Source organism: Paraburkholderia sp. J7, assembly GCF_905220155.1.
Taxonomy (GTDB): domain Bacteria; phylum Pseudomonadota; class Gammaproteobacteria; order Burkholderiales; family Burkholderiaceae; genus Paraburkholderia.
Genome location: NZ_CAJMYZ010000028.1, coordinates 29,317 through 49,359, shown reverse-complemented (window position 1 = coordinate 49,359; position 20,043 = coordinate 29,317). Strand labels below are relative to the sequence as shown.

The window sequence follows — 20,043 nt, the reverse complement described above, 5'->3', positions numbered from 1 at the left end:
TCCCCTTCTTTTCCATGTTGAAACCGGGTCTCGCTTTCAAACGACAATTAGGCGCGCCTTCAAACGTGATAAACGTCGAGCACCTGACGGATGTAGTCGTTCTTCAGCACGATCTTTTTAGAGGCAATGAGGAACTCGCCGCCGCTCTTGCGCAAGGTGACGAACATCGTGCCGAAGAAGCTATCCGTGGTTTTGTAGCGATGACTGAGCGTGTGGAAGTTGTAGCGCACATCCACTTCGTCGCCTCGACCCGCCAGCACTTCCACGTTCGTGACGTTGTGGTTCGTGCGCGGCTCCGGCATCGAGGCCCCGCTGCGTTCGGTCTTGATGCGGAACACGCGGTCTTCGAGGCCGCCGCGATTCGGGTAATACATCAGCGAGATCTGCGACTGGTGGTCGTCGGTGAGCTGGTCGTCGTCGTCCCACGCGGGCATCCAGTACGTGACGTCTTCGGCATAGCAGTCGAGCCACGCTTCCCACTGCCTATCGTCGAGCAGGCGCGCTTCGCGGTACAGCACGGCGCAGATTTTCTGGTAGTCGAAACTCATGCCTGTGCTCCTTCCTGTTCCTTCTTGAGCGCGTCGCGCATCACGCGCACCCAATATTCGTGTTGGCACACGAACAGGCCTTCATCTTCGCTACGCTCGCCCGAAATCAGCGGCTTAAGTCCCATCTTCTTTGCGTTTTCGTCCGGGCCATCGACCCACAACGGCGCGCCTCGCGACAGGTCGTTCCAAAGCGCTGTGGTGCCGGCGTACCCATTCTGGCAGGCGCGAAACTCTTCCAGATCGTCTGCGGTACCCATGCCGGACACGTTGAAGAAGTCCTCGTACTGACGAATTCGCGTAGCGCGGTCAGCCTGGCTCTCACCCTTGGGCGCGAAACAGAAGATCGAGACTTCCGTCTTGTCCACGCTGATCGGGCGCACCACGCGGATCTGCGTGCTGAACTGGTCCATCAGGAACACGTTCGGGTACAGGCACAGATTTCTCGTCTGCTTGACAATGAAATCCGCCTTCACTTCGCCGACACGCGCCTTGATTTCGTCGCGCTGTCGATAGACCGGACGCACTTCTGGATTCATCGTGTTGGTCCACAGCAGGATGTGGCCGTAGTCGAAGCCATACACGCCCGCCACCGACTTGCTCCAGCTGTTGGCATCCACAGCCTGCGTGCCCTCTTCCTTTCGCCGTCCCATCGTCGCGGCATAATTCCAGTGAACAGTGCTCACGTGATAGCCATCGCAACCGTTCTCCATCTGCATCTTCCAATTGCCTTCGTATACGTACGAAGAATTACCGCGCACCACCTCAAGCCCGTTCGGCGACTGATCAACGATCTGGTCGATGATGACTTTCGCTTCGCCGAGGTAGTCCTCCAGCGGAAGAACGTCCGCATTGAGACTGCCAAAGAGGAACCCACGGTAGTTCTGGAAGCGCGCGACTTTTTTCAGGTCATGAGAGCCGTCCGTATTGAATTGCACGGGATATTCGGTCGTTTTCTCATCCTTCACCTTCAGCAGCTTTCCGGCATTGGAAAAGGTCCAGCCGTGGAAAGGGCACGTAAAGCTGCCCTTGTTGCCGTGCTTGCGCCGGCAGAGCATCGCCCCCTTGTGCGCACAGGCATTGATGACCGCGTGCAATTCTCCGGTCTTATCGCGCGTGACGACCACCGGTTGACGACCAATCCACGTGGTGTAGTAGTCGTTGTTGCTGGAAACCTGGCTCTCGTGAGCTAGGTACACCCAGTTACCCTCGAAGATGTGCTTCATCTCCAGATCGAACAGATCGGCGTTGGTGAAGATATCGCGCCGGCAACGGAATATGCCTGCCTCCTTGTCATCCTGGACTGCAGTGACAAGTAGCTGATCCAGTTCTTTGGCTTTGCCGAAAATGTTTGACATGTTTCCTCTCCTAAGCGCGTTCAAGATCCTGCACGGAGTTCGCGCATTGGCGTCGAATGATTCTTATGGGCTCTCGCCAGGCGGAGGTGCTTACCCACCGCCGCCAGATCGGGCTGTTACGCCGCGGCGGAAGCCCGAAGGCGATGGACGAGCTGGTTATCCTTTCCCTGCACCAGCGGCGTTAGAACAAAGTTGAACTCGATGTCCTTGTACGTTTCGTCCTTCAGGCCCAACGCCGCACCTCCAGTCTTCTCGATCACCTGCGGAATTAGCTCCTCACGGGTGGCGTACGCGAAGTCGTCCCAGATTAGTGGATCACCTTCGATGTTGAATTGCGTCGTCAGCTTGCGGTGATGCGCACTCGTGACGAAAAAGTGCACGTGCGCCGGACGATTTCCATGGCGGGCAAGCTCGTTCAACAACTGCTGCGTAGCGCCGTGCGGCGGGCAGCCGTAACCCACCGGCATAAGCGTGCGGAATTCGTACTTGCCGTCGGCACCGGTTCTAACTGCGCCGCGCAGGTTGAACTCGCTCTGGGCACCCGTCGGGTCGAAATGCGAGTAGAAACCCTTCGAATTGGCGTGCCAACATTCGACGACTGCCCCTGCAACTGGCTCACCGCTTGGTCCCGTGACAGTACCGTGGATGACAAGCGGGCCCGCGTCTGTGTCAGTATTGATGTCAATCTTCGATACGCCATCGCGCAAGGGCGCGCCAGCCACATAGAGCGGTCCCTCAATGGTCCGCGGCGTGCAGCCATCGATACCTATCTCCCTGTCCTCGGCGTCCATGCGGATGTCGAGATACTTCTCCAGACCCAAGCCGGCGGCAAGAAGAGCCGCTTCTCCATCCTGGCCGAGCTTGTTCAGATAGTTGACTCCGACCCAGACCTCATCAGGCGTGATATCGAGATCATCAATGGCTTTGAAGAGATCGCCCAGCAAACGATTAAGAATCTCCTTGAGCCGGGGATTTCCGCTCAAATCGTCGATATTGACTGCGGCCTTCAAAAGATCCTGTACTTCCTTTGTTCTGAATACTTTGACATTCATAGTTACAGTCTCCACTTCGTAATCGAAAATGACTGGGGTTACGCCCACTGTCCCGGAATCACGCACGGGGGAATTGTTAGCGAATCGAGAAGGAAAGTTCCTACGCGTTCAATCGCCACTCGAGCCGTGACGCAAACCGCAATGGTGAAGTTCGTTGAGTTGCTTTATACGCCTCGTCCGGTAACAGCGTCCAATACTTTGGATAACAGATTTCCATATCACTCGGGTATTGCATGCGGGTTGGCAACGGGATATCGCACAGACCGAGCCGCCAGCAGCAGATTTAGGTGAGAGATAAGTTGATCCAAGCCCTTATGGTGCAACTCATTCAGCGTCGCGCGGCAAGCGACCGAAATACGCGGCGATGTTGACGATGTCTCGGTCCGACAGTGGCTTTGCCATCGCATTCATCGTTGGGCTCTGTCGCGTTTGCCCATCCCGGTACGCGTGCAATGCAATTTCCAGATAGTCGGAGTGCTGACCCGCGAGGTTCGGCACGCCCGGCAACCTCGCAATTCCGTTTGCGTTGTGGCAGGCGAAGCAGACGGCCGCGCGCCGCGCACCGGCATTGACATCTGGCGCCGGGTCGACAGCCTGCGCGTGTACGGCGTGGTGAGTAAGCAGCAGCGTGAGACCAGCAAGAAGAGTCGATTTCATGAGAGTAATTTCTGCAGCATTTACCGCGAATCAGATGAAGCCGTCGCGATACGAGATCGCAATACCGTAGGCGAGGAACACGGCGATCCAGAGTCCGAGCGCCGCGAGCGCTCCGGTGCCAAGGCGCGCGACCGGGCGCTCGGCCGTGTAGCAATTTTGGACCCGGCCCGAACGGTACAGCAGCAACAGATAGAAGCCGCCAACGAACCCACCGATGCCCGTGAGCGTTATGAAGAATAGAAAAGTCGACGGCCAGTCGAAGTGCACGGGGTAGGTGTATACGTCATAGCCAAATGGCCGAAGATAGGCAGTGCGGATGATTTCGCGCCAGAGCGAGAGCAATCCGAGCAACGCAATGCTCGCGACGGCCGGCAGGTAACCATGCGTTGCTGGGTTGAGGCGATGCATCCACCACGCCATCGCAACTAGACCAGCGACGAGGAGCCATCCAACCGGATTTAGTGCGAGCCCACTCGCGTGCGGCAGGTCAGCTTGCCATGCAAGCAGCGTCGGGACCGACAGCGCGAATCCCCATTGAGCTATACGTTGGCCGAGTCCACGTGCGAATGCAAGATATGCCGCTTCACGATCAGTACGACCGGCGAAGTATTGCGCGTAGACGAGCAGGAAAACGCCGACGCCCGGCACCGACAGGCCCATGATGAACATGTAGCGCGCCCATTCGATCGCGTGTAGCGAAGCTCCACGCGTATCCACATCCCCAACCGGCGCGTACCACTGAGTCCATTGCTGCGGCAGCAGTTCCTGATAGGACAGTGCGTGCATGATGAGGCCGTCAAGAAAGAACAGCGCAAGCGCAACCCATGCGTAAAGGCCGATGCGCTTCTTCGCACCCGCGTGATTGACTTGGTAGAACGCGAACCAGCAACAGTACCCGACGATGAGGGTAAAGATGAATGCAATCGCCCAACGCCCGGACAGCACGTTCGACGTATACCACTGCGGGTCGTAGATCACTTGCGTAAACAGCAGCGGCCCGACCCCGAGCACGATCAGTAGCGACACTGCGACCTTCGCAACCTTGGTCAACCCGAACGACAATCGCTCCCAATACGGGCCGGCGCCGCGGCGGTGAAACGCGATAATAGCGAGCCCCGCGCTGCCGAGCGCGAGATGCACGAATGCGATATGCAGCACCCACGTAGTCACCATCAGCACCTGAAACACGACCGGCTGCGCGGGAAGCCCGGCAGGATCGCGCATCGCATTCATTACAACTCCGATATCCATGGCCTTACTTCCTTGTCGATGCTAGTACGATCGACATTCGTTGCTGTTCAATCAGTTGGTTCACGTTCTTGCCGGCATTCACCGCCGCGAGGTAGCTTGCGATCGCGCGGATCTCGTCATCGGGCAGATCGATGCGCGGCATGTATGGCTGTGTGCCGTGTTTCAGCGGGCCTTGCATGAAGGCAGCGATCATGTCCGCATCGTGCGAGTACTGAAGCTTGCCGGGTAGATTTCGCAGCGGGCCGCCAGGCTCTAGCGAGTGACAATTCGCACAGGCCATCTTTGTCAACAGACGGCCTACCTCAAGTTCGTTCGCTTCGGTCACCGCGCGCAGGCCGTCCGGCACGAACGGGTTAAGCTTCAACAAGCCGTGCGCGGCGATCGCGTCGACCTCCGACTTGATCCCCTTCGCCGGCACATCACGCGCGATCACCTGGTTCCCGTAGATATACTGACCGACCACGTACGGCTTGCGCATCGATTCGCGCATGCGCTCCTCGGGCCAGACGCCAAACACCGCGATAAACAGGAACATCGTCACCGCAAGTGACGTATAGACCTTCTGCGGGCGCCACCACGCGAACAACAGCCACAGCGTAGCGACGACGAACACGCAGATCATCTCCTTGCCATAGACTGGCAGCAGATTCGCGTTGAGCATCACGATGGCGTTATTCGGCAGTGTGCGCAGGTAATACAGGAACATCAGCACGGCAACGAATCCACCGACAAGCCCGACAGGGGCAATCAGGCGTACGACGCCGCGGCGTAGCTCGCGGTCACTCACTCGGCTCGCTACTAGCAGGCCGACAACAGACGCCATCACGAACATAGCGCCGGTCCGCGTGCCGAGTTGAGCGAAGAAGTTGACGTTAAAGAATGCATCGCTCGTCGAGCCGGTCTGATACCAACGATCGCTGCCAGGCCACATCATGAACGACAAGATCCCGACAATCAGGAGCATCGTCGCCCACGACGCGAGCGCGAACGACCAAGTCAGCTTCAGGTGGGTCTTCGGGTCGACCTTGCCGATCAGGTAGACGAGCGCGTATACACCGATCACCTCCACCGTAAAGTAGACCCACTCGGTCGCCCAAACCCAGACGAAGTTGTGGATCAGACCACTAACACCGCGCGGGCTCGCAACTGTAATCGCGTACCAAATACCGGGGCCTGTGATCGAGCCGATAATGTACGAGAACACAAGCAGAAACATCCCGTACTTCTTGATGAATTCCATCAGTCGCGGCTCGTTTTTGCGATAAGCACGTGTCTCGAGCAGCGCGAACAGAAACGATGCACCGACCGACGTATGGGACGCAACGACGTGAATCACACCAATGATGCCCATTACCCAAGCTGTGCCGATGCCTGGAACGTAGAAAGTCGGGTACATGCCGAGTACCGCCATACAAATATTCCTCTTCCTAAATAAATAACCAATAAAGCCAATCGACCGACAGTTTCTCAGCGTCGCATCATGCGTCCGCTTCCCGCGTCTCAATATCCCGCTCCCGAAACCGACCTCGATCGATCACAGCGTTCAAATTCGAATGAGCTTGCGCGTGCCTTATGGCGCAACCCGCTCCGCGGCTTCGTTCTATCAGCCGGCTTTAAGAACTGTTTGATGTACACGTGATTGCGTGGCCGCGCGCGACGTGAGTGTCAGGCCTTGCGCTTGTCGATTGAACCGCTGCCACATTTTGGGCGACTTGTGGCCATATCGTTGGATTGATGTGCGTAGAAAATCGCCTGCGTCATCGGACTTTTCCGCCCTCACGGCGCTGCGCACGTCCAGACTCGTCGCTTCACACAAGATCTCACAAAGCGGGGGCACATAGCTTCAGCGAAACAATTAGCTATCTTCAAGCGCTCTTCGATGCATGCGCCCCGCTTCTACCCAATTCGCAACGTCTGGCGCCGGAACGGTTGGCCGCCCGCTCCGCCGTTTACAGGGCGCAGGCCATTTTGAAAGCAAAGCGCAGCAATCTTCACGGATAATCAAAGCTTGCCGTAGCTATGCAACCCCGACAGGAACATGTTCACCCCGAGGAACGCGAACGTCGTGACCAAGAGCCCTGTCAGCGCCCACCAAGCGGCGATAGTCCCGCGTATCCCCTTCATCAAGCGCATGTGCAGCCATGCCGCATAGTTGAGCCAGACGATTAGCGCCCAGGTTTCCTTCGGGTCCCAGCTCCAGTATCCACCCCACGCCTGCGCAGCCCACAACGCGCCGAGTATCGTCGCAATTGTGAAGAACATGAATCCAACCGCGATCGACTTATACGTTACGTCGTCGAGCACGTCGAGCGCAGGCAACCTGTCGGCCAGCACGCCGCGTGACTTCAGCAAATACGCCACGCTGACCATCGCCGACAAAGCGAAACTTCCATAACCGATAAAATTCGCTGGCACGTGGATTTTCATCCACCAGCTCTGCAGCGCTGGCACCAATGGCTGAATCTGCTGTGCGTCGCGCGTCACCGAGTACCACGTGAGGAATCCGACAGCCGCACTGATTACCAGTAGCACGAACGCGCCGAGCAATCGGGTACCGTAATACCCTTCGTAGTACAGATATAGCAAAGCGGTGATTAGGCTGAACAGCACAAAGACTTCGTATAGGTTTGATACTGGAATGTGGCCAACGTCCGGACCAATCAGATACGACTCGTACCAGCGCGCCATCATCCCGGTAAAACCCATCAGCACCGCAGCCCAGGTCATTTTCTGGCCGATTGCGCCGCCCGCCTCCGAACGGCTCAGCATGCCGACCCAGTAGAAAATGGTCGCTAAAACGAACAATGTGCTCATCCACAGGATCGCGGACTGACTCGACAGGAGATAACGCAGGATGAACGTCGAATCCGCACGGCTTAGATCACCGTCGTACAAATGGATTGACAGCAACGACAGCACCGCGACGCCAGCCGTCAGCAGTCGCGCAGGCTTCCAATACCAGCCAACGGCGACGAGTGCGAGCAATGTACCAATCATCACCATGCGATCGTAAACGTCCATGTGCGCGTAGTAGTGCACAAGTGCGAAACCCACGCCACCGACAAGCGCAAGTGCGAACAGCCAGTCTACGATTGAGAGACGCAGAAAAAATGCACGGTCGTCAAAGTGCGGCACGGCCGCCGTGTCTGCGGCGCACGCTGCCGCCGGCGGCAAATAAACCTGGTTCTGTTCCATGATATTAACGTGTGAACTCTTCGTGCCTATCGCGTAAAGGACTGCGTCTCTGGATACTGATGCGCTGCCATGTAGATCGCGCGTCTGCGCGATCTACTTCTCGAGATTGAACTTCCTGCAGGCGCGCATTGGCGACGACACCATCACTCCGATGCGAGCGCCTGTGGCTTTCGGCCGGCAACAGACCGCCGCGCCGCACCGCTAGCAGCTCATCAACACATTGGTGCGAAGTCGACATGACACACGGGCATCGCAGATTGGCTCGCGCAAGCCATCGAGGGCACTCTCACCAGCAAAGAAGCGGTGCGCGGAATACGCTTCCGGTGACCCCTGCGCAAGGTGACGAAATACCCCCGATGCCCATGCGCTTCCGTTCGTCGAACACTGCTCGCACGGGCATAGTGCAAGTGAGATCGCACCGCCCGCGCGGCCAGACCATCGATTGCCATACAAGCGATCGCAGTACGAGCCTACTCCATCAATCTATCGGACAAAAATTTGCGGAGTAGCTTGAGCGGTATCTCCGCTCAGTCGGATTTCCTTGATTTTCTTCATGGTCGCTGCGTCGAATACGCTAATTGAATTGGCCGCTCCTGCTACATATACCTTGTTGCCAGACTTATTTAGCGTCAACACGTAGTAGGTGTGATCAAGCGGCGCTTCCCCCACAAGCTTCTCTGTCTTTGAATCGAATTTCGCGAGACGATTTCCGACAACATACACAATATCCGGATTTGTCGGAGAACGTACACCGCTGAAAAACACTTCCGTGACGGGGGCAAAGTCCTTCAGCGACGCCTTGCCGGTCGCAAGATCGACGTCAATGTAGCCATACATCGTCTCATTCGTCCCTGGAGCCTTCTTCTCATCTTTGAAGCGATCAGCAGTGTATATAGAATCGAACGAATGTTGTGGTAGTTGCTGCGGCCACACGTTCAATACGTCTGGTTGCCCATAAAGTGGTCTTTTCCAGTTCCGGACCGCAACAGCGACGTCGAGCTTCCCAGATTTCACGTCCATGCGGTAGATGTCGGCACCTGCAATATACAAAGAGCCGTCATCCGCTGCGAACATAACCCCGAGTTGGCGCGGTACCGGGAACGTTCGGATCGGCTTCGCATCCATGCCACCACTGGTCGAATACACCTGTAGACGCGGAGTCTGAACTTCATAGGTGTCGCGATTGAGCTTGGTCGGGTTGACGACGCTGTATACCTCTTTTCCGTCAGGGCTCACAGCTATGGAGAACATCGATTTGACGCGTTCACCGGGTCGGTCCGAGAGATCCGCATGGAACACGACCTTGCATGTATCAAGCTCGACGCCGTAGAGATCGCCGTATCGATTGTTCAGAACATATGCGTGTGACTTATCTGGACTAATCGTTACCGTCCCTGGATTAAACGCGTCTGGCATCGAGCACGTCTTAAAAATCTCATCGGTGAATGCGTCCACGACAGTCAGCGTATTCGGATAGCCAACAATTGCGAGGTACTCGTGCCCTCTTTGCAACGCGCTACTGGCCGCAGCTACACTCACCAACGAGCCAGTCGACAGAATTGCCGATAGCAGAGTGATACCAAAACACTTCTTAATTGACATATTTTTCCCCAGTGTGTGCGGCGTCGATTACTTACCCTTCGGAAACACGCTACCGAGCTTGCGCCAGTCGGCGCTGGCTACGGAGTCGGATTTGTTCCAGTTCGGGTAAGTTATCATCGTGTCCGGCACCTGCGCGGGCCACCAACACGGATCGGAGCAACCGTAAAGATCCGCCTCCATTGGCTGGCACAACGAAGCAATGCCACCGAATGCATCTGTCTCCCAGCCGGGGTCGGTTGTAGCAGTACACCCTGCAACAGACGTCATCGCGACGACTTCTTCGAGCCGGTCTTCCTGCGCGGCTTGCTCAAGTTGCTTTGCCTTGTTGTTGAGCGGCTTTAGATGTTTCATGTCAGTGCGCCTTCCGCGGAGTAATGTGGTTATCGATGAATGCCGGGTTGCCTGCGATGATGCGACTATAGACTTCGATGCCGAAATCGATCCAATCACGCATTAGCTCGCAGTAGTGATAGGTCGGGTGCGCTGGGTCGCCGTAGCGTGCATAGCTTTCGTGATAGCAGCCGCCCGAGCACAGGTTGCGGATCCGGCAACTATCGCAGCCTGTGCCGCTGCGGTCGAGGCGTTGCGACAGGAAGTCATTGAGTTGCTCCTGTGCGACACCATCGCGCACATTGCCGAACGTCGGCAATGTTGAGCCTGTGAAACGATGGCACAAGTTCAGATCGCCCTTGTGGTCCACTGCGAGCATCTTGAGCCCCGCGCCGCACGGAAGCGACTTCTTGTGCCCTTCGTGCAGATCCGTGATCAGTTGGTGCAAGTTCGAGAATCCGATGTTGCGGTTCTCGAGCGCCTCCGTCAGATAGCGCCGACCGAGCGCCTTCATATTCGCAAAGACGTCCGCGAGCTCGTTGGGTCCCAAATTGAACGTGTCGAGCTGACCCGAGGTGACGGGTGCAAAGCCGACTTCCGCGAAGCCGAGCTCGTTAAACAGGTGATCCCAGATCCCCTCGATATCCGTCACCCCGCTTGTTAACGTCACACGCGCGCCGACAGGGCGGCTGCGGTAGCGCTTCAGCAGCATTTCGACCTTGCGGCGCACGACGTCATACGTACCCGAACCACCAACAGTTCGGCGATTCAAATCATGGATCTTCCGCGGTCCATCAATGCTGATTGACAGACCGAAGCGATGAGAGTCGAGCCAATCAATGATCTCCTCGGTCAAAAGCGTGGCGTTGGTCGTCATTACGAAATCGACCTGCTTTCCGAGCGCTCGGAAACGAAGCTCGCAATATTCGACCACGTGCTCGATCAGCTTGCGGTTACTGAGTGGCTCGCCGCCGAAGAAAACAACTGTGTATCGCGGTTCATCCGGCGACTCTTTGAGCAACATCTCGACCGATGCCTTCGCAGTCTCGACATCCATTCGACGTCCGGCAGACGGCGTATCGAGATCCTCCTTGTAGCAGTACGTACAACTCAGATTGCAACCGGTGTTGACGTTGAGCACGACGGTATTGATCGCGGTGCGCTCGATGCGCTTGGTGGCAAACTCCGGTGTCAACGGGGAACCATCACTAACCACTTCAAGTGCCATCAGCTCGCTAAGCGTTTCGGATACGGCACCACGCGGGGATGCACCTAGCCGATCAAATAGTTCTTCAGCGGTGCAAGTATTAGCGCGCAATGAATCGATGATGGCCGCCGTGAGCTCGTCGGCAGCAAAGAGTGAGCTGCTCGGCACGTGGAACATCAGACGCTCGTCTTCGACACGTACTTCATGCACATTGCGCTCGACTACATTCAACAGCGCGCCCATGGGAATCTCCTAGCAATCTCTAAGTTTGGATCGGACCGAAGCCCTGGAGCATGCCGCCAGGGCCGCTGACGCGGCCCGACGGCAAAGAGACATCACAAATCACGGCAGCGGCGGATTGTTCCAGCGCTGAACTGAAACGATCATCTGCCCAGTGCCAGTGACAGTACGACTGCCGTCAGCGACCGATGCAATGACTTTCAGGTTGCCTGTATTGTTGTTGGACCTGCGGCGCTCAGGGTTCGGCCCAGCGTTTGCCGGTGTGAAAATGCCAGTCGCGCTCTGCATCACGCCTGCGTATTTGACGTCGTTATCGTTCTTCGCCTGGTCGTCGAACGGTGCAACTGACCATAGCGCCGGCATATAGCCGATCCGGAACGGCTTGCCGGCCGAATCCACGCCCCAAGCCTCCGCATCAAATCGCCCTTGCACCTTCGGCATTGGACCGCCGTTGCCTCCGATCCGAGCAACTGCGTAGTCGGGCAAAACTTTGACTTCTTTGATCTCACGATAAACTGCGAATCCATCGGAATGTGCCGTACCGACTGAGACCTGTCGCGGTCCCGCGACGCTATCGCTGCTGGATTTGACTCGCACTCGCAGATACTCAGGCGTGCGCTCGAGCACAGATGTAACCGTTACACCTGAGCCAAAAGCCGGAGTTCCCTCAAGATTCGGACCGACAATTGTCACCGTCGCCTCACCGCCAGCCTTCACATAAGCTGGTTGAACGGCGAGGACACGCGCGTTGCCCTGCTTTGCCGCGCTAAAATCCATGCCTCGCTCGTCGTGCTCGTCTTCATACATGCGGCCGCTCAATTCGCCATTCCCGGCCATGAGTACCTGGTGCATCGGCACGCCCGCAACATTAACGTTCGCGCGCCATTCGTAGCCAGTGTAAAGGGTAGCGGTTCCAGTACCGACTAACGGACTGCCGTCTGCAAAGCGCCCCTTCAATTCCACCTTGAAGCTATCCTTGTCGCCGCCCGTCACGGTCATCAAGCCAAATGCATCGCCTTTCCCAGGCATGTGCCCACTGAAGCTCCACGTGCCGGCAAGCGCAGTCGCCGGCGGCTGGCTTTTCTTCCAGTCGTCCCACGCTTTGCTGTCGTATGGAAAGTTCTTCGCGAGGTACGGCGCGATGTCCGTCAGCGCGATATTGAACCAGTCGCGATCGCGCCCGAGCGAAGAATATTCAATCGACGGGAATTGCCCAACGTGGAAGTTCACGAGCCGCTCCCACTCCTGTACGGGACGGCGCTGCAGCAATGGTCGTGCGGCCGAGTGACAACGCGCGCACATCTGCTTGAACTCATCCGAACCGGCGGTCTCCTGGGTGTTCAGGCGTTGCTCGGGTGCATACCGGAGATCTTTTGTTTCCGATGGCGCAAGCCCTTGCGTATCCGACAAATACTTAACGAGAATTCGCCGCTCTTCGTCGCTAATAGTTAGGCCGTGCATCGTCTGCATTCGCCCGATTGTCAGCAACCAACCCTCCGGGGTCTTGCGCTGATGGCTGATACGACTCCACGAGTCCTTTGATTCTGCGGCGTGACACGCCGCACAGGTCTGACTCAGAATCGCTCGCGCGTCGCGGGGCGGTTGCGCTTGGGCATGAGCCACACCCGCAACCAGCGCGACCGGCATGGCCGCCGCCATGATGCCCATCAACCTGCTGCGTCGAATGAACGTTTTTAACAAAGCGCTGCTCCTTTGAGAGGGGTCTTAATTCGCCGAGGATCGAGGGGAACTGGCGTGGGACCATCGCAATAAGCAGGTTCCATGCCAACTGGAGAGAGCCCCGCGCGCATTCAAAAATCGCGCTAAAACGCGGGCCTGCGCCTCAAATATTCCGGGGAAATCCCTATTCAATTTTTTGCTTGAAACCGCATCAACGCCGCATCCCTGAGAGCTGACACGGGCTCTTGTTCTCGCGTCCCATTCCCGTCCCGCGAGAATTCCCAATATGGGACTGAGGGTCGACCTTGAGCGTCAACGACATTGCCTGATAATGCGTCGGAAGGCTCGCAGGCAAAAGGATGGGAAACCTCGCAGAACTCAAAGGGACAAAAAGCCTTGAGCTGGCATGCGATGTGCTTATGTATTGACGGACCATGCGCGCTCTGCTCGTACGGTCTATACGCCGCGGGTACCCTCCTGGCTGCTCTGCCGGTGGCTTCTGCAGGCGTTTAACCGATGTGCGGGCGGCGCGTCTCGCACGCATGTCGTGCGCTTGGTCAAGCGGCGCCACTGAGAGTGGCTCAAGTGTCCGATCCTGCATCGGGTGGGGTTGGTGGTCGGGCGAAGATCGTCGGAACGGCCTATGCAATTCCCACCGATCGGACAGACAGCGCGACCTGATTCATTCATCAATACTTTGAGACTAGCAATCCCCATGAAGCATCAACTGAATCGCTCCCGACGCAGCTTTGTCATCGCAGTTGCCGGCACTGTATCGGCACTAGCCCTTGCCCGCACTGCGCAGGCAGAGGCGCCGATGCTGGATGAGAACGACCCCGCTGCAAAGGGACTGGGATATCGCATTAACGCTGCGAACGTTGAAAAAGCAAAATACCCCCGATACGAGGCCGGGCAAGACTGCGGGAACTGCAGCTTCTATCAAGGAAAGCCCACAGACCCAGCAGCTGCTTGCCCCCTCTTCGCCGTCAAGCGAGTGTCTGGGAAAGGCTGGTGCAGCGCTTACAACAAACGTGCTTGATCATCCACGCGATGTTCCAGCGCGCCAGTCGCGATACCCAATAGGTTGATTCGGCTGCAACGCCGACAACCTCCGTACCCGGCGGGAGATTCTCCCGTCGACTCCTCGGCTGGTATCGAAAAAGATACTGAGAACCGCTGCGAAGCACTTATTTCAGAGCATGTTTCACTAGATGGATATACCTTGCGCCCTGAGCAAGTCTGACAAGACCGAAAGTCAGACGTCGCGCTTCGGCCGCGTAAATACAAGAGTTCACAGATCAGGTCAACGTCTGGGCCTGAATGACTTGTTCTTTGCTCTGGTCTATTCTTACCTAAATTCCTCCCAACACTTCGAATTGCGGCAACGCTCTTCGGCGCCAACGTAGCTAGGTCCATGTTGAGTTTCATTCTGCGCTTCGTGCAAACTGACGACCGGGCACAGTTAGCACGCTCATTAGCCTGGCTTTACAGCTTCGTGCGGCCACACCGGCTCGCGATAGCGGGGTTGCTAGCGCTATCCGCGTGCGCATCACTGCTGGCCATCGCGCAGCCGTGGCTAACCAAGGAGCTCATCGACCGCGGTCTGGTGAGCAGGAATACTTCCGCGCTCATTGGCTTTTCGCTCGCAATGGTTGGAGTCGGACTCGTCGGCACGCTACTAGGCGGATTTAATCGATACGTCTATACACGGTTATCCGGTCGCGTTCTTTTCTCGTTGCGCACCGCGGTCTATGCACACCTCCAGCGCCTGTCACCATCGTTCTATGCAGAGCGGCGGATCGGCGATTTGCTATCGCGCCTCGATGGCGACGTCGCCGAGATTCAGCGTTTTGCCCTTGACGGACTGTTTTCGGCGGTCTCCAACGTAATCGGTCTCGTCGGCACACTTACACTTCTGGTTACGCTGTCCTGGAAGCTTTCGCTGGTCGCGCTAGTCCTGATCCCTCTCGAAGTTGTGTGGCTTCGTATGATGCGACGAAAGGTTGAGGCAGGTGCGCGCACAGTGCGCGAGAGCGCCGCAGATGTATCGGCGTTCCTCGTCGAGACACTCCCCGCAATGAAGTTCATTCAATCCGCGGGGCAAGAGTCTCTGGAAGTACGCCGTCTCGACGAGCTTGGCGAGCACTACTTGGGGAAGCTGCTCAAGCTTCAGGTGACCGAATTTGTCACTCAGTCGGTTCCCGCAACGCTCACCTCGATCACCCGCGCCGGCGCGTTTGTTCTTGGCGGTTATTGGGTAATTCAGGGAACTTGGCAACTAGGCTCACTAATAGCGTTTTCGAGCTATCTAGGTATGGCCATTGGTCCTGTACGGAGCCTTCTGGGTCTGTACGTTGCCCTGCAGCGAATGACGGTAAGCCTCGGACGCGTCACCGAGTTGCAACACGCGCCCGTTTCCGTACAACAGGCAATCGTGACCCGCAGTATTCCCACGCGTGGCGACGTCGAATTCAACAATGTCTGGTTCGCGCACGATGCACGAGAGGGGCCGATTCTTCAAGGTGCCACCATGCGCGTCCCGCGCGGCGCCAAAGTTGCGTTGTCCGGCGTGTCGGGAAGTGGGAAATCGACACTGATTGATCTCCTCCAACGCTTCTATGATCCCCAGCAAGGCAGCATTCATTTCGACGGGGTCGACTTACGCCTCGTCAGCATTGACGCCTTGCGACGACGCATCGCCGTTGTAAGTCAGGATATCGTCCTCTTTCGTGGAAGCCTCGCAGATAACATACGCTATGCCTTTCCGATGGCGGGACACGAAGAGATCGTGCGCGCGGCGCGTGCGGCACAGCTTGACGAACTAATCAGTTCGCTACCGGGCGGACTCTACGCGCCAGTGGGTGAACGCGGTCAGCAGCTATCCGGCGGTCAGAAGCAACGGATTGCCATAGCCCGTGCACTTTTACAGGACCCAGCGGTCCTAGTGCTCGACGAAGCAACTTCCGCTGTCGACGAAATGACGGAACGGCAAATCATCGCGCAGATCGACGTACTTTTCGGTGACCGTACTCGAATCCTCATCAGTCATCGTGCATCGACGCTCGCTGGTGCAGACCTGCATTTCGAGCTATCCAACGGTCGCATCATGAGTCGTACTTCCCGGAGTCCAAGCAATGAGTGCTAGCGCACCCGGCTTCGCGAATAATGTTAGCGTCGGAGTCGTCGATAGTGGCTGCTCCGATGCTTTGGCACCGCAGGTTGATGCTGCACTGCGCTTCTGGTTCGAAACCGAGGATAGGCTGCGCTACGGCCCCGCGGAGCGGGATCGCATTGGACACGGCACCGCCATATGTGCTGCTATCGCCGCAGCCGCACCAAACGCACGTCTGCACATCGCGCAAGTCTTTCATTCGCGCAGTGTGACAAGCGCGCCGCAGATAGCTCATGCGATCCAGTGGCTCGTGGTTCAACGCGTGCGCATCATTAACCTGAGTCTCGGTGTGCGCACAGATCGGACAGCGCTGCGCGAAGCCTGTGCCAGCGCAATCGCTCAAGGGATCATCATATTTGCAGCCAGTCCGGCGAGAGGAAATCCCGTGTTTCCAGCCAGCTACCCCGAGGTCATAAGAGTCACCGGTGATGCGCGCTGCTCGCCATGTCAGTGGTCGTCGCTCGACAGCGAGCAGGCAGACTTCGGTGCAATCGTCTCGATCGAGGCGGCTGGATCGCCCGCCGGCGCCAGCATAGCGTGTGCTGCTCTTAGCGGACACGCCGCGCGGTGGCTCGGACAACATCGAGATGCGGATCGCGCCGATCTGCTCGCCTATCTCCGCGCGAATGCCTCGTTCATCGGCAGGGAGCGGAGAGCACTCTCATCATGACCGTACCGCGTATTGTCGTGCTCGGCGCCGGCCCGGCAGGGGCTACAGTCGCCATTGGACTAGCCCAGCTAGGCTACAGCGTGGCGGTCGTAGGAGAAAGACGTCGCTTCGATGCCGTTGAGGGCGTATCCGCTCGCGTGCTGCAAGGACTGCAACACGCCGGTCTTCGACGAGCGGCGGCATGTGCGCTACCGCCGTGTGGTCGCACGACATGCTGGAACGGCGAAGAGCGCGAACTGAATCACGAATATTTGATTGACCGACGCCGCTTTGACGATGCGTTGCGCGATGATATGACAGCGGCCGGAATCGAGATTCATGAGGCAACAGTCCGCGAAGTGCGTCAAGTCGGGGAGAGATATTCCATCTGCATCAACACACCGGCGGGTATCGAAACACTTGATGCAACATTTTTGGTGGAAGCACGCGGCCGTCGTGCACCAATTTCTCGAAACGCTTCGCGCGGCCCGCAATCACTAAGTCTGTTGAACATCTGGCAAGGCCGGCCTGGGAATCCGGCATCGGCAATTGAAAGCCTCCCGGATGGTTGGGCGTGGATGGCCAAACTACCGGACGGCCGCTGTTACTGGCAAGTCACCCTCGACATCGCGAGCACAACGCTCCCGGCGCGAGACGCGCTGGCAGCTTGGTGCACCTCCATGCGGGAGACCGATCTTGCCCGAAGATTTTTTGACAGACACGACAGCGAAGTGCGCGTATACGCCAGAAGTAGCAGCGCTGTCTTGAGCGACGAAACCGGCGGGGAAACATGGTTACGTGTCGGCGACGCGGCGATGGCTGTGGACCCTCTCTCTGGAAACGGCATCTTCCAATCGCTGTCGTCCGCCCTACAGGCGCCAGCCGTCATCAATACGCTGCTCGCTCATCCCGATCGCGCGGCACTCGCATTGCGGTTTCATCAGCGCCGTATTGCTGAGTTGTTCGGACGATTCGCACGAGTTGGACGAGATTTTTATGCGCTCGAGCAGCAGTGGCCAGACCGACAATTCTGGCGCACACGAAGCGTGTGGCCCGATAACCAGCCCGCTCACCATCCGCGTGACTTCAGCAAGCTAAAGATACAAAAGGCGCCGGTACTAGACGGCCACTTGATATCCGAAGCGGAAGTAGTCACCTGCCCCGACCAGCCTCTTGGCATTTGGCATCTGCATGGTGTTCCGCTTGCACCAATTGTCAATGCTCTTCGCTATAAAAGCGCTCATCAGGTCCTCTCGACACTCCCGTCGGAGGATGCTGTGCGAGTTCAGCAATGGCTCGAAAGTCAGGGATACCCTTCCAGCGGTCTAGCTTAGTTCTGCTATTTCTCGTCATCAATTGAGCGGATCTTAGTTTCGGTTCACTAGCCTCGCGCTAGCGGGCAGTCCAAACACCTCGCAGTCCTCGTCCCAAAGTGGGATTCCTGTCGCGATATGGGACGGGAATCACGCGCACTTATCCCACCTCCTGTGATTTCCGCACTCAAGGAACGACCGGCAGACGGCCTCCTTGGCTATGTCCGACGGTTCTCGGCACGTATGGCACGACATCTGCTTAGTACTAGACGCATCTCGAAGATGCCAGAGATGGTCCAACGGCCCCTGACTGCAACGCACCTCAACAATGACTATGATTAAGAGACATAAACCCCACGTCCTCTCCGCAGCACTCCTGATGTTCTCCATGCATGCACATGCGCAAAGTTCAGTCACCTTGTTCGGGATCCTCGACGAAGGCATCAACTACACGAACAATGTCGGCGGACATTCAGCGTGGCAAGTTGCCGGTGGCCTGTTGTCGACAACGCGTTGGGGCATCAAGGGCACCGAAGATCTGGGCGGTGGGCTGCACGCAGTCTTCGACCTCGAAAGTGGTTTTGCACTGGAAAACGGTCAGCTCCTGTACGGCGGCCGTCTGTTTGGCTTTCAGTCCTCCGTTGGCCTGCAATCTGACAGTCTCGGCACCCTGACTGCGGGCCGTCAGTTTGACACTGTTGCCGATACGATTGGGCCATTGACTGCCAATGGCAGCTGGGCTGGATTTCTGTTCTCGCATCCGCTGGACAACGACAACACGGACGCCACGTTCCATGTCAGCAACTCTGTCAAATACATAAGCCCGTCTTACGCTGGTCTCTCAGCAACTGCCATGTATGGGTTTGGGAATATGGCAGGCGCGTTCGCCCGAAACCGCATGTACGGCGTCGGGCTGAACTATTCGTACCAGTCACTTTCCGTTGCTGCTGTCTACGAAGACCTCTCCAGCCCAGGATCGACGCCTGGAGGCGCCATAGCTACCGATGATATTGGCTTCTCCGCAGCGAACCAAAAGATCTATGGTATCGGCGTGAACTACGGCATCGGGCAGGTCACGCTCGGTTCAGTTTATACACATGTCAATGTGGGCCAACCCGACTCATCAATATATGTTGGCAATCTTGGACTAGATAACGCACATCTCACGTTCGACAATATCGAAGTAAACGCAAGATACAGTCTCACACCGGCGTTCATCCTTGGCGGTATGTACACCTACACTCGTGGCGGATTGAGTCAGGGCGGTGCCAAGCAGACCCTTCATTGGAACCAGGTCGGCGCATTGGCTCAGTACTTACTTTCGAAGCGAACGTCGGTCTACAGCCAAGTCGTCTATCAAAATGTTTCGGGCGGCACAACCGGTACACCGCTAGACGTAGCATACATCCCTGGTTTGTCCGGTCCCTCGTCCAACGGGCATCAGGTTGTCGCTCGAATTGGCATAAATCACTCGTTCTAAGGCACCGAGTACGACGCGTCTTATGGAGACGACGGCGGCCGGAGGAGCACTTCTGGCCGTTCCACGGATGGAACGATAGTCTCACGACTAAGACAAGACGCTCGCCGGTCAATCAAAGCCAGAACCAGCACAGAGAGCGCTCACCGTTCCTGTTATGCCACAAGTCGCCCGCAGGTGAGAACGCCGGCCTACGACAGCGCCACAGTGAGCTTCGACCCTCCTATGAAACGTCTCGTTGTCGCCCTGGCTGTCTTGGCAATCACTGCATACCTGACCGAGCGGTTTCCGATCGTGACACCGGTTTTCTCGTCA

At 57.2% G+C, this 20,043-nt stretch carries 16 protein-coding genes; 5 read left to right on the top strand and 11 right to left on the bottom strand.

Features of this window, described 5'->3' with window-relative positions; translation table 11 throughout:
* Window positions 1-59 precede the first annotated feature (59 nt).
* The 11 genes from benB to peaA all read right to left on the bottom strand — a co-directional run bounded on the left by benB (window position 60) and on the right by peaA (window position 13,138).
* Complete coding sequence (gene benB, locus U5A58_RS34290) at window positions 60-548, bottom strand: benzoate 1,2-dioxygenase small subunit (RefSeq protein ID WP_321915955.1); 489 nt, start codon at window positions 546-548, stop codon at window positions 60-62.
* A complete protein-coding gene (locus tag U5A58_RS34285) occupies window positions 545-1,903 on the bottom strand; it encodes a Rieske 2Fe-2S domain-containing protein (RefSeq protein WP_321915954.1) in 1,359 nt (452 codons plus the stop codon). The genes benB and U5A58_RS34285 overlap by 4 nt, the downstream gene beginning before the upstream one ends.
* 116 nt (window positions 1,904-2,019) lie before the next feature.
* Complete coding sequence (catA, locus tag U5A58_RS34280; RefSeq protein ID WP_321915953.1) at window positions 2,020-2,955, bottom strand: catechol 1,2-dioxygenase; 936 nt, start codon at window positions 2,953-2,955, stop codon at window positions 2,020-2,022.
* Between the two features lie 324 nt (window positions 2,956-3,279).
* Window positions 3,280-3,612, bottom strand: a complete 333-nt coding sequence (locus U5A58_RS34275; protein WP_321915952.1) for a cytochrome c — start codon at window positions 3,610-3,612, stop codon at window positions 3,280-3,282.
* A gap of 30 nt (window positions 3,613-3,642) precedes the next feature.
* Window positions 3,643-4,863 carry a hypothetical protein gene (locus U5A58_RS34270; RefSeq protein ID WP_321949244.1) on the bottom strand — a complete coding sequence of 407 codons (1,221 nt, stop codon included), beginning with the start codon at window positions 4,861-4,863 and terminating at the stop codon, window positions 3,643-3,645.
* Between the two features lie 4 nt (window positions 4,864-4,867).
* On the bottom strand, window positions 4,868-6,274 hold the full coding sequence (locus U5A58_RS34265; RefSeq protein ID WP_321915950.1) for a cytochrome ubiquinol oxidase subunit I: 1,407 nt from the start codon (window positions 6,272-6,274) through the stop codon (window positions 4,868-4,870).
* A gap of 590 nt (window positions 6,275-6,864) precedes the next feature.
* Window positions 6,865-8,058: a c-type cytochrome biogenesis protein CcsB gene (gene ccsB, locus U5A58_RS34260; RefSeq protein WP_321915949.1), complete on the bottom strand. Its 1,194-nt coding sequence runs from the start codon at window positions 8,056-8,058 to the stop codon at window positions 6,865-6,867.
* A 483-nt stretch (window positions 8,059-8,541) separates the two neighbouring features.
* Window positions 8,542-9,660 (bottom strand): quinohemoprotein amine dehydrogenase subunit beta, encoded by a 1,119-nt coding sequence (gene peaD, locus U5A58_RS34255; protein ID WP_321915948.1) that lies wholly within the window; start codon window positions 9,658-9,660, stop codon window positions 8,542-8,544.
* 27 nt (window positions 9,661-9,687) lie between these two features.
* Window positions 9,688-10,011, bottom strand: coding sequence for a quinohemoprotein amine dehydrogenase subunit gamma (qhpC, locus tag U5A58_RS34250; protein ID WP_321889423.1), 324 nt, complete (start codon window positions 10,009-10,011; stop codon window positions 9,688-9,690).
* A gap of 1 nt (window position 10,012) precedes the next feature.
* On the bottom strand, window positions 10,013-11,440 hold the full coding sequence (gene peaB / locus U5A58_RS34245) for a quinohemoprotein amine dehydrogenase maturation protein (RefSeq protein WP_321915947.1): 1,428 nt from the start codon (window positions 11,438-11,440) through the stop codon (window positions 10,013-10,015).
* A gap of 99 nt (window positions 11,441-11,539) precedes the next feature.
* Window positions 11,540-13,138, bottom strand: coding sequence for a quinohemoprotein amine dehydrogenase subunit alpha (peaA, locus tag U5A58_RS34240; protein WP_321915946.1), 1,599 nt, complete (start codon window positions 13,136-13,138; stop codon window positions 11,540-11,542).
* A gap of 706 nt (window positions 13,139-13,844) precedes the next feature.
* Between peaA and U5A58_RS34235 the strand changes: the two genes are divergently transcribed.
* From U5A58_RS34235 to U5A58_RS34215, 5 genes are all read left to right on the top strand, one after another.
* On the top strand, window positions 13,845-14,156 hold the full coding sequence (locus U5A58_RS34235; protein WP_321916002.1) for a high-potential iron-sulfur protein: 312 nt from the start codon (window positions 13,845-13,847) through the stop codon (window positions 14,154-14,156).
* Between the two features lie 375 nt (window positions 14,157-14,531).
* Window positions 14,532-16,262, top strand: a complete 1,731-nt coding sequence (locus U5A58_RS34230; RefSeq protein ID WP_321915945.1) for an ABC transporter ATP-binding protein — start codon at window positions 14,532-14,534, stop codon at window positions 16,260-16,262.
* Window positions 16,252-16,959 carry a S8 family serine peptidase gene (locus U5A58_RS34225; RefSeq protein ID WP_321915944.1) on the top strand — a complete coding sequence of 236 codons (708 nt, stop codon included), beginning with the start codon at window positions 16,252-16,254 and terminating at the stop codon, window positions 16,957-16,959. Before U5A58_RS34230 ends, U5A58_RS34225 begins: the two co-directional genes overlap by 11 nt.
* Window positions 16,956-18,272 carry an NAD(P)/FAD-dependent oxidoreductase gene (locus U5A58_RS34220; protein WP_321915943.1) on the top strand — a complete coding sequence of 439 codons (1,317 nt, stop codon included), beginning with the start codon at window positions 16,956-16,958 and terminating at the stop codon, window positions 18,270-18,272. Before U5A58_RS34225 ends, U5A58_RS34220 begins: the two co-directional genes overlap by 4 nt.
* A 313-nt stretch (window positions 18,273-18,585) precedes the next feature.
* A complete protein-coding gene (locus U5A58_RS34215) occupies window positions 18,586-19,731 on the top strand; it encodes a porin (protein WP_321916001.1) in 1,146 nt (381 codons plus the stop codon).
* Window positions 19,732-20,043: the final 312 nt, after the last annotated feature.

What these genes read in the sequence shown, in the direction of transcription:
- U5A58_RS34275 (WP_321915952.1), bottom strand. Translation starts at nt 3,612, where the DNA reads ATGAAATCGACTCTTCTTGCTGGTCTCACGCTGCTGCTTACTCACCAC.
- peaB (WP_321915947.1), bottom strand. Translation starts at nt 11,440, where the DNA reads ATGGGCGCGCTGTTGAATGTAGTCGAGCGCAATGTGCATGAAGTACGT.
- peaD (WP_321915948.1), bottom strand. Translation starts at nt 9,660, where the DNA reads ATGTCAATTAAGAAGTGTTTTGGTATCACTCTGCTATCGGCAATTCTG.
- qhpC (WP_321889423.1), bottom strand. Translation starts at nt 10,011, where the DNA reads ATGAAACATCTAAAGCCGCTCAACAACAAGGCAAAGCAACTTGAGCAA.
- catA (WP_321915953.1), bottom strand. Translation starts at nt 2,955, where the DNA reads ATGAATGTCAAAGTATTCAGAACAAAGGAAGTACAGGATCTTTTGAAG.
- U5A58_RS34270 (WP_321949244.1), bottom strand. Translation starts at nt 4,863, where the DNA reads ATGGATATCGGAGTTGTAATGAATGCGATGCGCGATCCTGCCGGGCTT.
- U5A58_RS34265 (WP_321915950.1), bottom strand. Translation starts at nt 6,274, where the DNA reads ATGGCGGTACTCGGCATGTACCCGACTTTCTACGTTCCAGGCATCGGC.
- U5A58_RS34285 (WP_321915954.1), bottom strand. Translation starts at nt 1,903, where the DNA reads ATGTCAAACATTTTCGGCAAAGCCAAAGAACTGGATCAGCTACTTGTC.
- U5A58_RS34225 (WP_321915944.1), top strand. Translation starts at nt 16,252, where the DNA reads ATGAGTGCTAGCGCACCCGGCTTCGCGAATAATGTTAGCGTCGGAGTC.
- benB (WP_321915955.1), bottom strand. Translation starts at nt 548, where the DNA reads ATGAGTTTCGACTACCAGAAAATCTGCGCCGTGCTGTACCGCGAAGCG.
- U5A58_RS34230 (WP_321915945.1), top strand. Translation starts at nt 14,532, where the DNA reads ATGTTGAGTTTCATTCTGCGCTTCGTGCAAACTGACGACCGGGCACAG.
- U5A58_RS34215 (WP_321916001.1), top strand. Translation starts at nt 18,586, where the DNA reads ATGATTAAGAGACATAAACCCCACGTCCTCTCCGCAGCACTCCTGATG.
- U5A58_RS34220 (WP_321915943.1), top strand. Translation starts at nt 16,956, where the DNA reads ATGACCGTACCGCGTATTGTCGTGCTCGGCGCCGGCCCGGCAGGGGCT.
- ccsB (WP_321915949.1), bottom strand. Translation starts at nt 8,058, where the DNA reads ATGGAACAGAACCAGGTTTATTTGCCGCCGGCGGCAGCGTGCGCCGCA.